Source organism: Pseudomonas sp. LS44 (assembly GCF_024730785.1).
Taxonomy (GTDB): domain Bacteria; phylum Pseudomonadota; class Gammaproteobacteria; order Pseudomonadales; family Pseudomonadaceae; genus Aquipseudomonas.
This window is the reverse complement of the sequence record NZ_CP102830.1, coordinates 296375-310260: the sequence shown is the minus strand read 5'-3', so window position 1 is coordinate 310260 and position 13886 is coordinate 296375. Positions and strand designations below refer to the sequence as shown.

The window sequence follows — 13886 nt, the reverse complement described above, 5'->3', positions numbered from 1 at the left end:
TGGTCAGACGCGCCCCAAGACCTGGCGGAAGTAGCTGATGGTCGCCTTCAGGCCATCTTCCAGCGCGACCTGCGGCTGCCAGTTCAGACGTTCCCGGGCCAGGCGTATATCGGGCTGGCGCTGCCGTGGATCATCCTCGGGTAAGGGCTTGAATGACAGTTTCGACGCCGAACCACACAGGCCAAGAATGGTTTCGGCGATCTCGCCGATACTGTATTCCGCTGGATTCCCCAAGTTCACCGGCCCGACAAAGTCCGCCGGACTGTCCATCATCGCGAGCACCCCTTCGACCAGATCCGAGACGAAGCAGAACGAGCGGGTCTGCGTGCCATCGCCATACAGGGTGATATCTTCGCCCCGCAGCGCCTGAACAATGAAGTTACTCACCACCCGACCATCATGCAGTTGCATGCCGGGCCCGTAGGTGTTGAATATGCGCACCACTTTTATATCCAGCGCATGCTGCCGGTAATAATCGAAGAACAACGTTTCAGCACAACGTTTGCCTTCGTCATAACAACTTCTAATCCCGATGGGATTGACCCGCCCCCAATAGCTTTCCGGCTGCGGATGGGATTCAGGGTCGCCATATACTTCCGAGGTGGACGCCTGCAGAATTCTGGCCCCTGTGCGCTTGGCCAGACCGAGCATATTCATCGCGCCAATCACACTGGCCTTAGTTGTTTGCACCGGATCGCGCTGATAGTGTACGGGCGATGCTGGACAGGCAAAGTTGAAGATTCGATCAACTTCCACATACAGCGGAAAACTTACATCATGACGCATGGCCTCGAATCGCGGATTCACCAACAAGTCATGAATATTCTGCCGACTGCCGGTGAAATAATTATCCACCGAAAGTACTTCATGGCCATCCGCCAACAACCGTCGACACAAATGTGAACCGATGAATCCCGCCCCGCCAGTGACCAGAACTCGCATATTCAACCCTGAGATTTTATGTATCCAATTGCCTTCATAACGACCTGCAAAGGCCGTCTGCACCACATTAAGCAGACGCTTGCGACAATTGCAGCCGAGTCGCCGGCAGAGATAATTCTGGTGGATTACGCCTGCCCTGACAACACAGGCGACTGGGTCGAAGAAAACTTTCCCGAGGTTAAAGTCATCCGTGTTAATGACGACCCTGGATTTTGCCTGCCCCGCGCCCGCAACATCGGCGCGGCTAACTCATCCGCGCCGTGGTTATGTTTTATTGATGCCGATATACGAATAAGTAGCGGTTGGCTCGAGTGGATGCAACAGAACCTAAATACCGATTGCTTTTATTTGGTCGGCCCGGCCGCCGACAAACAATTGGAGGAAGCAGCAGGCACCGTAATATGCACACGCGCCGCGTTCGAAGGTGTCGGTGGTTACGATGAAGTATTTCGCGGCTGGGGCGGAGAAGATACCGATCTCTATACCAGACTGGCCGAAAGAGTTAATGCGCGGGCTGAACATTATCCAGCCCAGTTCGTTAATCCCATTTCCCATGCGGACGATGAACGCACAACGTTTCACGCCATCAAGAATGTCAAACTGCAAAGCCTGATCAATCGCTGCTACATCCGAACCAAGGCCCATCTGTACACCAACGGCGTACGCGACATACCGTTCGAGACGCGCCAGCACCTGCTGCAGACGATCAGCGACAGCCTGACGCACTCCCCCTCGCCGCCCAAGACCTTCACGATTCGGCTACACGCCAGCAACCTGGTCACAGGCGACGGCAAGCGGCTTGATCTCTTGATCGAAGTTACCCGGCGGCGGCGCTTTGGTTTTTTTGGTCCACGCCAAACCAGCGTGCGCACCCTGAGTCAGGCTGACCTGCACGGCGCCGGCGACCACCCGCGCAAGCCGCTGACTGGTCAAGGCGCTGAGCGATGAAAATTGCCGTCGCCGGCACCGGCTACGTCGGCCTGGCCAACGCCGTCCTGCTCGCCCAGCAGCACGAAGTGGTCGCCCTGGACATCGATGCCGACAAAGTGGCGATGCTCAACCGCCGGGAATCACCGATTGCGGACCCCGAGCTGGTGGACTATCTCCTCCACCAGCCCCTCAACTTTCGCGCCACGCTGGACAAGCACGCTGCCTATGCCGGTGCGGACTATGTGCTTATCGCCACCCCGTCCGACTACGACCCGCACACCAACGCCTTCAACACCCTCGCCATCGAGGCCGTGATCCGCGACGTGATGGCCATCAATCCGCGCGCGATGATGGTCATCAAGTCGACCGTGCCAGTGGGCTACACCCACCACATCCGCCAGCAACTGGACTGCGACCGGCTGCTCTACTCGCCGGAATTCCTGCGCGAAGGGCGTGCGCTCTACGACACCCTGCACCCCGCGCGTATCGTGGTCGGCGAACGCTCGGCCCGCGCCGAAGCCTTTGCCAGGCTGCTCCAACAAGGCGCGCTGAAACCGGACATCCCGGTGCTGCTCACCGACGCCACGGAAGCGGAGGCCATCAAGCTGTTCGCCAACGCCTACCTGGCCATGCGCATCGCCTACTTCAACGAACTCGATACCTATGCCGCTAGCCACGGCCTGGATAGCCGGCAGATCATCGAGGGCATCGGTCTCGACCCACGCATTGGCAGCCACTACAACAACCCCTCCTTCGGCTACGGCGGCTATTGCCTGCCCAAGGACACCAAGCAGTTGCTGGCCAACTACGCCGACATCCCGCAGGACCTGATCCACGCGATCGTCGAATCCAACAGCACACGCATGGACTTCATCGCCGCGGACATTCTTAGACGCCGGCCGCAGGTGGTCGGCATCTACCGCCTGATTATGAAAAGCGGCTCGGACAACTTCCGCGCCTCCAGCGTCCAGGGCATCCTGCAACGCCTCACAACCGAGGGCGTCGAGATCATCATCTACGAGCCGGTTTTGCATCAGGACGAGTACCATGGCTGCCGAGTGATCAGCGACCTTGCCCGTTTCAAGCAAGAGACCGACCTGATCCTCAGCAATCGCCTGCACGCCGCCCTCGACGACGTGCTCGGGAAGGTCTATACCCGCGATCTGTTCGGCCGCGATTGAGCAACCCCGGGGCTTTCCCTGCAGCGAGCCGCCCCGGCCCAACTAGCCCCCGAGCACGGTGAGCCCGCAGCAGATGTCCACGACCTTTCAACCCGCCTGGTGGCTGCCCGGCCCGCATCTGCAAACCCTGTGGACTTCGCTATGCCGCCGCCCGCCGCAACTGCAACGCCAGCGCGAGCGCTTGTGGTTGGAGGATGGCGACTTTCTCGATCTCGACTGGCATGGCCCGCATGAGGCCCGCGCGCCGCTGGTGCTGGTCCTGCATGGACTGACCGGCTCCTCCGATTCACTGTACGTGCTCGGTCTGCAACAGCGCCTGGCCGCTCAAGGTTGGGCCAGCGTAGCGCTCAACTGGCGCGGCTGCTCGGGCGAGCCGAACCTGCTGCCGCGCGGCTATCACTCGGGAGTTAGCGAGGATCTGGCCACCGTCATCGCCCACCTGCGCGCCCAGCGGCCGCTGGCGCCGCTGTACGCGGTAGGTTATTCGCTGGGCGGCAACGTGCTGCTCAAGCATCTCGGCGAAAGCGGTGCGGGCTGCCTGTTGCAGGCGGCGGTGGCGGTGTCGGTGCCGTTCCGCCTGGACCAGTGCGCCGACCGCATCGGCATCGGCTTCTCGCGGGTCTACCAGCGCCATTTTATGAGCGAGATGGTCGCTTACGTGCGGCGCAAGCAACAGCTATTCACGCAGCAGAACAAGGCCGAGCACCTGGCCGCCCTGCATCAGCTCGGGCCGCTGGATGGCATGCGTACGTTCTGGGATTTCGATGGGCGGATCACTGCGCCGCTGCATGGCTTTGCCGATGCGGACGACTACTACCGGCGCGCTTCCAGCCGCTATTACCTGGGCGCGATCCGCACGCCGACGCTAATCATCCAGGCCGCCGACGACCCCTTCGTGTTCCGTCACAGCCTGCCGGAAAGTGCCGAACTGGCGCCCGGGGTGGAGTTCGAACTGCATGCCCATGGTGGCCATGTCGGCTTTATCGACGGCTCACCGCGCCAACCGGGTTATTACCTGGAACGGCGCATTCCGGCCTGGCTCAGCGCCCAGGCACGCACGCTTGTGTAGGTTGGGCTGAGGTGCGCAGCGACGATGCCCAACAGGCCTGACGTCACTGTTCGGCAAGGTTCGAGATCGACGTTGGGCATCGCTGCGCTCAGCGCCAACCTACGAAATTGCATCTGCGCTGGGTGGGATGATCTGCTCCAGCGGCACATACAGCTTGGCGTACAGCGCCTGCACCGCATCGTCCGCTTCCGGAGCGAGGTAGCCGCCTTCCAACGCCAACACCTGATAGATCCCGCGACGCAGCAGGTCTTCGTTGAGGTCGCCGGGATCGCCGCGGGTGGTGCACAAGAAGCGCACCCAGGAGGTCATGATGATCCAGCTGTTGAGGGTCAGCGCCTCGATCTGCGCGGCGTTCATGCGCAAGATGCCGGCCGCGACGAAACCCTGGTAGATCGCCGTGGCATGACTCAGGCAGCGCTGCGAAAAGCTGCGGTACTGCGCAGCCAGCGCGGGATCGGCCTCCAGCAGATGCTCGAGGTCACGGTGCATGAAACGAAACCGCCACATCGCCGCCAGCAGCGCCTCGAGGTAGAAGGTCTTGTCGTCGATGGTCAGGGCGCGGACCTCGGGTACGCGCAAAAAGGTGTCGACGTGGCTTTCGTACTCGGCGAATAGCTCGGCGATGATCGCCTGCTTGTTGCGGAAGTGGTAGTACAGGTTGCCCGGGGAAATCCCCAGGTGCGCGGCGATATGGTTGGTGGTCACGCTGCGCTCGCCCTGGCTGTTGAACAGTTCCAGGCTGGCTTGAATGATGCGCTCGCGGGTTTTGATTTGTGCGGCCATGGCTCGTATCTAAATGAAGCGGCGGCGTCCCCGCCAATTCGGCAAAGGTACAGGCTTGACCGCTGCAGGTGTTACTGGGCGGAGCACGCCGGAGCAGCGCCCGCTTTTGGTTGGGCTGCCACTCGACGCGGCAACCGGCAAGCTGTTTGACAGATTAGAGCAATTGCTCTAAAAATCCAGCGACTGCACAACAACAAACGGTCCGCCGAGGAGCCGCAACAATGGTCGCCACAATCGCCTCTCCCTTTCTCGACAGCGTGCAATACAGCCAGCAGCAGAGCAGCGAGCTGGACAGCCTGTTCCAGCGCCAACGCGCCGCCTTCCGGGCCCAGCCGATGCCGTCGGCGCAACAGCGCATCGAGTGGCTGCAAGCCCTGCGCGTACTCCTGCGCAACGAGCAGCAGGCGCTGATCGAGGCGATTTCCAAGGATTTCAGCAATCGCTCCGCCGACGAGACCCTGCTCGCCGAACTGATGCCCAGCCTGCTCGGCATCCATTACGCGAGCAAACGCATCAAGAAATGGATGAAGCCGTCCAAGCGCGCGGTCGGCGTGGCATTTCAGCCGGCCAGCGCCAAGGTGGTCTATCAGCCACTCGGCGTGGTTGGGGTGATCGTGCCGTGGAACTACCCGCTGTTCCTCGCCGTCGGCCCGCTGGTCGGTGCGCTGGCGGCCGGCAACCGGGTGATGATCAAGATGAGCGAGTCGACCCCTGCCACCTCGCTGCTGTTCAAGCAGCTGATGGCGAAGATCTTCCCCGAGGACCTGGTCAGCGTGGTGCTCGGTGAGGCCGAAGTCGGCATGGCCTTCTCCAAGCTGCCGTTCGACCACCTGCTGTTTACCGGCGCCACCAGCATCGGCAAGCACGTGATGCGCGCTGCAGCGGAGAACCTCACCCCGGTGACCCTGGAACTGGGCGGCAAATCGCCGGCCATCGTCTCCGCCGACGTACCGCTGGCCGATGCCGCCGAGCGCATCGCCTTCGGCAAGACGGTCAACGCCGGGCAGACCTGCGTGGCGCCCGACTACGTACTGGTGCCCAAGGACCGCGTCGACGGCTTCGTCGAGGCCTATCGCCAGGCAGTGCTGGGTTTCTACCCGCAGCTCACCGACAACCCGGACTACACCGCGATTATCAACGAGCGCCAGGTCCTGCGCCTGCAGGGCTACCTGAGCGACGCCGAGGGCAAGGGCGCCAAGCTGGTGCCGCTCTACCCGCAAGCCCAGGGCCGGCGCCTGCCACACACCCTGGTGCTGAACGTCAACGACGAGATGAAGCTGATGCAGGACGAAATCTTCGGCCCGCTGCTGCCGATCGTCCCCTACGAGCGCATCGAGCAGGCCTTCGCCTACATCAACGAGCGCCCGCGGCCGCTGGCCCTGTATTACTTCGGCTATGACAAGGACGAGCAGCAGCGCGTGCTCGAAGAAACCCACTCCGGCGGCGTATGCCTCAACGACACCCTGCTGCATGTGGCCCAGGACGACATGCCGTTCGGCGGCGTCGGCCCTTCCGGCATGGGCCACTACCACGGCCACGAAGGCTTCCTGACCTTCAGCAAGGCCAAAGGCGTACTGGTCAAACAGCGCTTCAACGCCGCCAAAACCATCTACCCGCCGTATGGCAAGGCGCTGCAGAAACTGGTCTACAAACTGTTTATCCGTTGATACCGCGGCAGCGCCTGCCCGCTGCCGCGATAAAACCGCCCTGGTGATAATGACAATGACAGACACCACCCTCCCCTCGCCGCAGCTGTCGCGGCGCGGACTGCTGAAAGTCGGTCTGCTCGGCTCGGCCCTGCTGACCACTGCCGGCCTCACCGCCACGCTGAGCGGCTGCTCGGCAAGCACTTCCGCAAGCGGTTTCGCCGTACTGCGCGAGTCCGACCTGACGTTCTTGCGCGCGCTGATCCCGGTGATGCTGGCCGGTGCGGTGGCAAGCGAGCAGATGCCGCAGGCGCTCAAGGGCACCCTCGAAAGCCTCGACTACAGCCTCAACCATGTATCCCCGGAACTGCTGAAGCAGACCCAGCAGCTCTTCGATCTGCTCGCTCTGCCGATCACCCGCGGCCCGCTGACCGGGGTCTGGGGCAGCTGGGAAAAGGCCCCAGCCGCCGACGTGCAGGCCTTTCTGCTGCGCTGGGAAAACAGCTCGCTGAATCTCCTGCGCATGGGCCATGCGGCATTGCTGCAACTGGTGATGATGGCCTGGTATGGGCGCCCCGAATCCTGGGCCCACTGTGGCTACCCCGGCCCGCCGACGGTCTGAACCACCCGCTACGTCCCCAATAAGAATCTGCCTGAGAGCGCCCGATATGCCTGTACCCGATCTGTTCCGCGAGGGCCTGGCCCGCGGCTGGAAAACCTACGATGGTTCGCGCCTGGAGCAGGACCTGACCCTGGAAGCCGACGTGGCCATCATCGGCAGCGGCGCCGGCGGCGGAACCACGGCGGAGATCCTCAGCGCCGCCGGCTTCAAGGTCCTGCTGATCGAGGAAGGGCCGCTGAAGACCAGCTCCGACTTCAAGATGCAGGAGGCCGAGGCCTACCCGAGCCTCTATCAGGAAGGCATCGGGCGGATGAGCAAGGACGGCGCCATCACCATCCTCCAGGGCCGCGCCGTGGGCGGCACCACGCTGGTCAACTGGACCTCAAGCTTCCGCACCCCGGAACCGACCCTCGAGCACTGGGCCAAGGAGCACAACGTCAAAGGTCATGGCGTCACCGAAATGGCCCCGTGGTTCGAGAAGATGGAACAGCGCCTGGGCGTCGCGCCGTGGATGATTCCACCCAACCCCAACAACGACGTGATCCGCAGCGGCTGCGAAAAGCTCGGTTATCCCTGGAAAGCCATCCCGCGCAACGTGCGCGGCTGCTGGAACCTGGGCTACTGCGGGATGGGCTGCCCGACCAACGCCAAGCAATCGATGTTGGTCACGACCATTCCGGCGACCCTCGATAAAGGTGGCGAGCTGCTCTATCTGGCGCGTGCCGAACGCTTGCTGGTGGACGGCGACAAGGTCAGCGGGATCGAGTGCGTCGGTCTCGACGAGCGCTGCGTGGCGCCGACCGGGCGCAAGATCACCGTCAAGGCCAAGCACTACGTGCTCGCCGGCGGCGGTATCAACAGCCCGGCGCTGCTGCTCCGCTCGCAAGCACCAGACCCGCACGGACGGCTGGGCAAGCGCACCTTCCTGCATCTGGTGAACTTCTCCGCCGCGCACTTCGAGCAGGTCATCAACCCGTTCTACGGCGCGCCGCAGTCGATCTATTCCGATCATTTCCAGTGGGACCAAGGCGCCAGCGGGCGCATGTCCTACAAGCTCGAAGTACCGCCACTGCACCCGGCGCTGACCTCCACCCTGCTCGGCCGCTTCGGCGTCGACAACGCCCTGCGCATGGAGCAGCTGCCGCACACCAACGTAGTCCTCGCGTTGATGCGCGACGGCTTCCACCCGGACAGCGCCGAGGGCAGCGTGGAGCTGCGCGGCGACGGCAGCCCGGTGCTCGACTACCGGATGACCGACTACACCTGGAACGGCGTGCGCCGCGCGTTCCACAGCATGGCCGAGATCCAGTTCGCTGCAGGCGCTAAAGCGGTGATGCCGATGCACAACGATGCCGGCTTCGTGAAAACTCTCGGCGAAGCGCGTCAGTTGATCGACGGACTGAGTCTGGAGCTATATCGCACCCGCCTGGGCAGCGCCCACGTGATGGGCGGCTGCGCAATGGGCGAGGACGCCAGCCTGGCGGTTGCCGACAGCCTCGGTCGCCATCACCAGCTGGAGAACCTGTCGATTCACGACGGCTCGCTGTTCCCCACCAGCATCGGCGCCAACCCGCAGCTGTCGGTCTATGGCCTTACCGCCCAGTTGGCCACGGCGCTGGTCGAGCGTCTGAAAGCGTAGGATGGGGCGCCTAGCCTGAGCGCCGCGATATCCATCGCCCCGGCAACGATGGGTATCGTCGCTGCGCGCCTCGACCCATCCTACGTCCAGCCGCGCTTCCTCCTGCGGCTTGGCCCCAGCCACCTCGCTGCGCTACCATCCGACTCCCCCACGGACTCCGCCAGGACGTCACGATGAATCGAGTGCTATACCCAGGTACCTTCGACCCGATCACCAAGGGTCACGCTGATCTGATCGAGCGTGCCTCACGACTGTTCGACACGCTGATCATTGCGGTTGCCGCCAGTCCGAAAAAGAATCCGCTGTTCTCTCTCGAGCAACGCGTGGAACTGGCCCGTGAAGTCACCAAGCATCTGCCGAACGTCGAAGTGGTGGGCTTTTCCACCCTGCTCGCGCATTTCGCCAAGGAACAGAACGCCAATGCATTCCTGCGCGGCCTGCGCGCGGTCTCGGACTTCGAATATGAATTCCAGTTGGCCAACATGAACCGCCAACTGGTTCCTGACGTGGAAAGCATGTTCCTCACGCCGTCGGAAAAGTACTCCTTCATCTCGTCGACCCTGGTGCGCGAAATCGCCGCGCTGGGCGGCGATATCAACAAGTTCGTCCACCCGGCAGTCGCCGCGGCCCTGGCCGAACGCTTCAAGCGCTAAGAACCTGTTTACGATCTCGCGAGCTAGGGCCAGACAAGGCGAAATCGGGCGAAGAAGCGCAGTTTACGCGTTGTAAATGAGCATTCTGAGCCCGATTTCAACGCCGTATGGCCAACGCGCAGCAGATCGTAAGCAGGTTCTAAGTGCAGGACGTCCGCCCGGCGTGCAAGCCGGGCGGCGATGCGGCACAATTTGCCCATTGTGTTCCCAATGCCATGGCCGTCCGGCCTGGCAGGAGTTGTTCGATGTCCCTGAAAATCACTGACGACTGCATCAACTGCGACGTCTGCGAACCTGAATGCCCAAACGCGGCGATCTCCCAAGGCGAGGAGATCTACGTGATCGACCCCAACCTGTGCACCGAGTGCGTCGGCCACTACGACGAGCCGCAGTGCCAACAGGTCTGCCCGGTGGATTGCATCCCGCTGGACGATGGCCATGTGGAAAGCAAGGACGAGCTGATGGAGAAATACCGCAAGCTCACCGGCAAAGCCTGATCCGCCTCCGCACGTGCCCGCACCGCCGTCGGCGTGCCAACCAAGCCGGCACCTTCGGCCATACTGCTGTGACCGCCACGCGCCTGGATCGACGATGAAGCGCCTGCCCCTACTGTTCCTCCTCCTGCTGACCACCGCCACCACCTGGGCCGCCGAGGCGCCGGGCAAGGTTGCGGTGGCCAGCGCGCACCCGGCGGCCACGGTGGCTGGCCTGGAAGCCCTGAGCAGCGGCGGCAACGCCTTCGATGCGGCGGTGGCCGTCGCGGCCGCCCTGGCGGTCGCCGAACCCTACGGCTCCGGCCTCGGCGGCGGCGGCTTCTTCCTCCTGCGCCAGGCCGGCACACCGCCGACCTACCGCTTCATCGACGCCCGCGAACGCGCGCCGCAGGCCGCCCACGCCGACCTCTACGTGCGCCAGGGCAAAGTGGTGCGCGAGCTGTCGCTGAACGGTCCGCTGGCCGCGGCGATTCCCGGCCTGCCGGCGGGGCTCGTCCACCTGGCGTCCAACTACGGCAAGCTGGCGCTGATCGACAGCCTCGGCCCGGCGATCCGCCTAGCGCGTGACGGCGTGTCGATCGACCGGGTGTACCGCGAGCGCGCCCTCGCCCGCCTCGAGGCGCTGCGCGCCGACCCGGAAAGCGCACGGCTGTTCCTCGTCGACGGCCAGGTGCCCGAACAATGGGGCTACCTGCAGCAAACCCAGCTGGCGCGCACCCTGGAACGCCTGGGGCGCTACGGCCGCAGCGGCTTCTACGCCGGCGAGACGGCGGAGAAGCTGGTCAGCGGCGTGCGCGCCGCCGGCGGCATCTGGACCCTGGCCGACCTGGCCGGCTACAAGGTGGTGGAACGCACGCCGCTGCGCTTCGCCCTCGCCGATGGCCGCGAGCTGATCAGCGCGCCACCGCCCTCGGCCGGTGGCGTAGCTCTGGCGCAGAGCCTGGCGATGCTCCAGCAGCTGCCGTGGCGCGACGCCGACCGCGTGCAGCGCGCCCACTATGTGATCGAAAGCCTGCGCCGCGCCTACCGCGACCGCGGTCTGCTCGGCGACCCCGACTTCGTCGCCAACCCACTGCCGCAACTGCTCGCCCCGGACTACCTCAAGCGCCTGGCCGCCAGCATCGACGCCCAGCGCGCCACGCCGAGCAGTGCCCTGCCGGGCGCCCCGGCTTGGCACGAGGGCGACCACACCACACACTTCGCGGTGATCGACTCGGACGGCAACGCGGTGGCCGCCACCCTGTCAGTCAACCTGCCGTTCGGCGCGGCCTTTACCGTGCCGGGCACCGGGGTGCTGCTCAACGACGAGATGGACGACTTCGCCGCCGAGCCGCAGGGGGTCAACGCCTACGGCCTGAGCGGCAGCCAGCCCAACCTGATCGCCGGCGGCAAGCGGCCGCTGTCGAGCATGAGCCCGAGCTTCATCGAGAGCGCCGAGCAGCTCGCGGTGTTCGGCACCCCCGGCGGCAGTCGCATTCCAAGCATGGTGCTGTTGGCCATGCTTGCTTACCTCGACGGCCAGCCAACCAGCCAGTGGCCGGTGGTGGCGCGCTACCATCACCAGTATTTGCCCGACGTGGTGCAACACGAGCCCGGCACCTTCAGCGCCGCCGAAGTCCAGGCCCTGAGCCAGCGCGGCTACACCCTGGAGAAGCTCGCCAGCCGCTACGGCAACCTGCAGGCGCTGCGCTGGGACAAACGCAGCGGCGACCTGGAAGCCGCCAGCGACCCGCGCGGCATCGGCGAAGCCAGCGTGCTGCTGCCCTGGCCGCTACCCCAGGGCGCCGCCCCGGCCAAGCAGGCACAGCCGACACCCTGACGCCATCGTCGTACCTGCTGTGCGGCAGATGCGCTGCGTGAGCCGATGCGCGCGATTCAGCCCTGATGCCCCGGCACGACGATCAGCGTTTCGTCGCCCGCCTCGATCCGCCGCAGCGCACGCAGCGGCTCCTGGCCCTCGCCAAGCAGCAGCACATTGCGCAGGCTCTGGAAGATACGACTGACGTAGCCCAGGTCGTTCATCAGCGAGCTGGTTTGCAGGCCATCCAGCCGCTGCTGACGGACCAGGGTGAACAGCTGCTCGCGAAACCTCGCATCGAACACCGCGGCCTGCTCGTCGAGACGCTGCAGGTGCGCACTCCAGGCTTCGTCGCCGAGCTCCGCGCGCACCAGTTCGTCGATCTGATGCAGCAGCGCGAGCAGGTGACCGCGCAGCTCGACATAAGCCTGACGCACGGTCGACGGCTCCTCGCGCAGGTAATGGCCGAGATTCTTCTGCAGGTGCTTGGCGTCCTTGACCGCGTCCACCAGCTGCAAAGCCGCCACCTGGCAACTGGTCCAGAACTGCTGATGAGCCTCGTCCAGCGACACTTCCAGGCGGCCCATGAAGCTCAGCAGATCGCCATACACGCCCTTGATATGGTGTTGGTAAAGCGCCTCGGCATCCAGACCATGGGGCTCCGGCCGGGCCTGCAGCAAGGCGCTATCGACTTGCACGCGGGCCAGTTGGTCGACCGGCAGGTACAGCGCGTGGCAAATCACCTCCAGGCTCAGCCGACCCAGGTGGCGCAGCTCCTGGACCACCGCGCTGGCAGCGGCATCGGCGGAATCCAGCGCGCGCTCGCTGAGGTAGCGCGCGCGGGTGCGTTCGGGCGGGCGATCATCCAGTGCCAGTTCGGTGATCAGCACCTGCGGCTCCGGTCGATCCGGCAGCAACCGCGTCAGCAGCGTCGCCAGGTAGCCCTGCCAGGGCCAGAACAGCAGCACCCCCGAGGCGTTGAACAGGCTGTGGAACAGCGCCAGCTGGATCAGGCTGTTGTCGCCGAGGCCGACTTGCGCGGTCAGCCATTCGACCAGCCGGGCCAGCGGAGTCAGCAGGATAAACGCCAGGCTGGCGGTGACCACATTGAACAGCACGTGGGCCAGAGCCAGGCGCTGACCGCTGCGGTTACCGCCCAGCGAGCCGACGAAGGCGGTACTGACGCTGCTACCGACGTTCGAGCCGATGGCGATGGCCAGGCTCTGGCCGAGCTGCAGATCCCCAGCCGCGAGCGCCGCCAGGGTCAGAATCAGGGTCGCGTGGCTGGACTGCAGGATTACCGTACCGATCAGGCCGACGGCGGTGAACAGCAGGTGGCCGGCGACGCCGTCGAGCTGGTACTGGCTCATGTCCAGGCCGCCGCCAAAGCTGGTGAAGCCGTCCTTGATCTGGTCGATGCCGAGGAAGATGAAGGCGATGCCCAGCACGATGCGCCCGGCGGCCTTGCTCTTCGCTCCGCTGAAGCTGGCGAGCACGCCGAACACCAGCAACGGCAGGGCCAGCGGGCTAAGGCTGAGATTCTGCCCGGCCAGCGCCAGCAGCCAGATGCCGCTGGTGGCGCCGAGGTTGGCGCCGAACAGGATGGCGATGCCGCCGGCCAGCTGGATCAGTCCGGTGCTGATGAAGGCGATGGTGAGCAGCGAAACCAGGGTGCTCGATTGCAGCAGCATGGTGCCGCAGACACCGAACATCAGGCCCTTGAACGGCGTTGCCGTGCTCTTGCCGAGCAAGTGCTCGAGCTTACTGCCGGCCAGCTGGCGCAGCCCCTCTTCCAGGCATTGCATGCCGAACAGGAACAGCGCCAGACCGGCGCACAACTGCAGCCAGCCGGCGCTGGACCAGAACGAATAGACCAGCCCGGCACCGACCAGTCCCAGCAAAATGATGCGCAAGTAGTGCTTCACGTCCATGCCACTCCGTTAACAGGAACGGCCAATTAGAGCACAACCCACTGTCCCGACAGGCAGCGCCTCACGCTCGGCGCCTGGACGCGCGCACGACGGTGGCATGGAGGCGCTTCGCTGTGCCACCCGGCTCCGGAACTGGCGCCAGCAAATCGCACGCAATAAAAAGCCCCGGGCTCATCACCCGAGGCTCGCGAAGCTGCT

The 13886-nt window shown here is 64.4% G+C and carries 12 protein-coding genes; 9 read left to right on the top strand and 3 right to left on the bottom strand.

The features are described from left to right. Positions 1-3: 3 nt before the first annotated feature. Positions 4-942: a UDP-glucuronic acid decarboxylase family protein gene (locus tag NVV93_RS01405; RefSeq protein WP_258252682.1), complete on the bottom strand. Its 939-nt coding sequence runs from the start codon at positions 940-942 to the stop codon at positions 4-6. 18 nt (positions 943-960) lie between these two features. Here NVV93_RS01405 and NVV93_RS01400 point away from each other — a divergent pair, with 18 nt between their 5' ends. From NVV93_RS01400 to NVV93_RS01390, 3 genes are all read left to right on the top strand, one after another. Beyond that, positions 961-1890 (top strand): glycosyltransferase family 2 protein, encoded by a 930-nt coding sequence (locus tag NVV93_RS01400; protein ID WP_258252681.1) that lies wholly within the window; start codon positions 961-963, stop codon positions 1888-1890. Further along, positions 1887-3053 carry a nucleotide sugar dehydrogenase gene (locus NVV93_RS01395; RefSeq protein WP_258252680.1) on the top strand — a complete coding sequence of 389 codons (1167 nt, stop codon included), beginning with the start codon at positions 1887-1889 and terminating at the stop codon, positions 3051-3053. Before NVV93_RS01400 ends, NVV93_RS01395 begins: the two co-directional genes overlap by 4 nt. A gap of 73 nt (positions 3054-3126) precedes the next feature. After that, positions 3127-4122, top strand: a complete 996-nt coding sequence (locus NVV93_RS01390) for a hydrolase (protein ID WP_258252679.1) — start codon at positions 3127-3129, stop codon at positions 4120-4122. 99 nt (positions 4123-4221) lie between these two features. Here the strand turns inward: NVV93_RS01390 and NVV93_RS01385 are convergent, their stop codons facing one another. Further along, the gene (locus NVV93_RS01385; protein WP_258252678.1) at positions 4222-4905 is read right to left on the bottom strand and encodes a TetR/AcrR family transcriptional regulator; all 684 of its coding nucleotides are present in this window, start codon (positions 4903-4905) and stop codon (positions 4222-4224) included. Positions 4906-5126: 221 nt separating this feature from the next. On the opposite strand from NVV93_RS01385, the gene NVV93_RS01380 reads away from it, so the two are divergent. The 6 genes from NVV93_RS01380 to ggt all read left to right on the top strand — a co-directional run bounded on the left by NVV93_RS01380 (position 5127) and on the right by ggt (position 11778). Next, positions 5127-6572, top strand: a complete 1446-nt coding sequence (locus NVV93_RS01380; RefSeq protein WP_258252677.1) for a coniferyl aldehyde dehydrogenase — start codon at positions 5127-5129, stop codon at positions 6570-6572. 55 nt (positions 6573-6627) lie between these two features. Beyond that, on the top strand, positions 6628-7173 hold the full coding sequence (locus tag NVV93_RS01375; RefSeq protein WP_258252676.1) for a twin-arginine translocation pathway signal protein: 546 nt from the start codon (positions 6628-6630) through the stop codon (positions 7171-7173). A 46-nt stretch (positions 7174-7219) separates the two neighbouring features. Further along, positions 7220-8812, top strand: a complete 1593-nt coding sequence (locus tag NVV93_RS01370) for a GMC family oxidoreductase (protein ID WP_258252675.1) — start codon at positions 7220-7222, stop codon at positions 8810-8812. A gap of 173 nt (positions 8813-8985) precedes the next feature. Next, positions 8986-9465 carry a pantetheine-phosphate adenylyltransferase gene (coaD, locus tag NVV93_RS01365; protein ID WP_258252674.1) on the top strand — a complete coding sequence of 160 codons (480 nt, stop codon included), beginning with the start codon at positions 8986-8988 and terminating at the stop codon, positions 9463-9465. A 245-nt stretch (positions 9466-9710) separates the two neighbouring features. Continuing rightward, a complete protein-coding gene (locus tag NVV93_RS01360) occupies positions 9711-9962 on the top strand; it encodes a YfhL family 4Fe-4S dicluster ferredoxin (protein WP_258252673.1) in 252 nt (83 codons plus the stop codon). Between the two features lie 94 nt (positions 9963-10056). Beyond that, positions 10057-11778, top strand: a complete 1722-nt coding sequence (gene ggt, locus NVV93_RS01355) for a gamma-glutamyltransferase (protein WP_258252672.1) — start codon at positions 10057-10059, stop codon at positions 11776-11778. A gap of 56 nt (positions 11779-11834) precedes the next feature. Here the strand turns inward: ggt and NVV93_RS01350 are convergent, their stop codons facing one another. Continuing rightward, a complete protein-coding gene (locus NVV93_RS01350; RefSeq protein WP_258252671.1) occupies positions 11835-13688 on the bottom strand; it encodes a Na/Pi cotransporter family protein in 1854 nt (617 codons plus the stop codon). Positions 13689-13886 lie beyond the last annotated feature (198 nt).

Bases quoted from the DNA above. Each gene is read 5' to 3' on its own strand.
- NVV93_RS01405 (WP_258252682.1), bottom strand. From the start codon at position 942: ATGCGAGTTCTGGTCACTGGCGGGGCGGGATTCATCGGTTCACATTTG.
- NVV93_RS01400 (WP_258252681.1), top strand. From the start codon at position 961: ATGTATCCAATTGCCTTCATAACGACCTGCAAAGGCCGTCTGCACCAC.
- coaD (WP_258252674.1), top strand. From the start codon at position 8,986: ATGAATCGAGTGCTATACCCAGGTACCTTCGACCCGATCACCAAGGGT.
- NVV93_RS01360 (WP_258252673.1), top strand. From the start codon at position 9,711: ATGTCCCTGAAAATCACTGACGACTGCATCAACTGCGACGTCTGCGAA.
- NVV93_RS01370 (WP_258252675.1), top strand. From the start codon at position 7,220: ATGCCTGTACCCGATCTGTTCCGCGAGGGCCTGGCCCGCGGCTGGAAA.
- NVV93_RS01350 (WP_258252671.1), bottom strand. From the start codon at position 13,688: ATGGACGTGAAGCACTACTTGCGCATCATTTTGCTGGGACTGGTCGGT.
- NVV93_RS01390 (WP_258252679.1), top strand. From the start codon at position 3,127: ATGTCCACGACCTTTCAACCCGCCTGGTGGCTGCCCGGCCCGCATCTG.
- NVV93_RS01375 (WP_258252676.1), top strand. From the start codon at position 6,628: ATGACAGACACCACCCTCCCCTCGCCGCAGCTGTCGCGGCGCGGACTG.
- NVV93_RS01395 (WP_258252680.1), top strand. From the start codon at position 1,887: ATGAAAATTGCCGTCGCCGGCACCGGCTACGTCGGCCTGGCCAACGCC.
- ggt (WP_258252672.1), top strand. From the start codon at position 10,057: ATGAAGCGCCTGCCCCTACTGTTCCTCCTCCTGCTGACCACCGCCACC.
- NVV93_RS01385 (WP_258252678.1), bottom strand. From the start codon at position 4,905: ATGGCCGCACAAATCAAAACCCGCGAGCGCATCATTCAAGCCAGCCTG.
- NVV93_RS01380 (WP_258252677.1), top strand. From the start codon at position 5,127: ATGGTCGCCACAATCGCCTCTCCCTTTCTCGACAGCGTGCAATACAGC.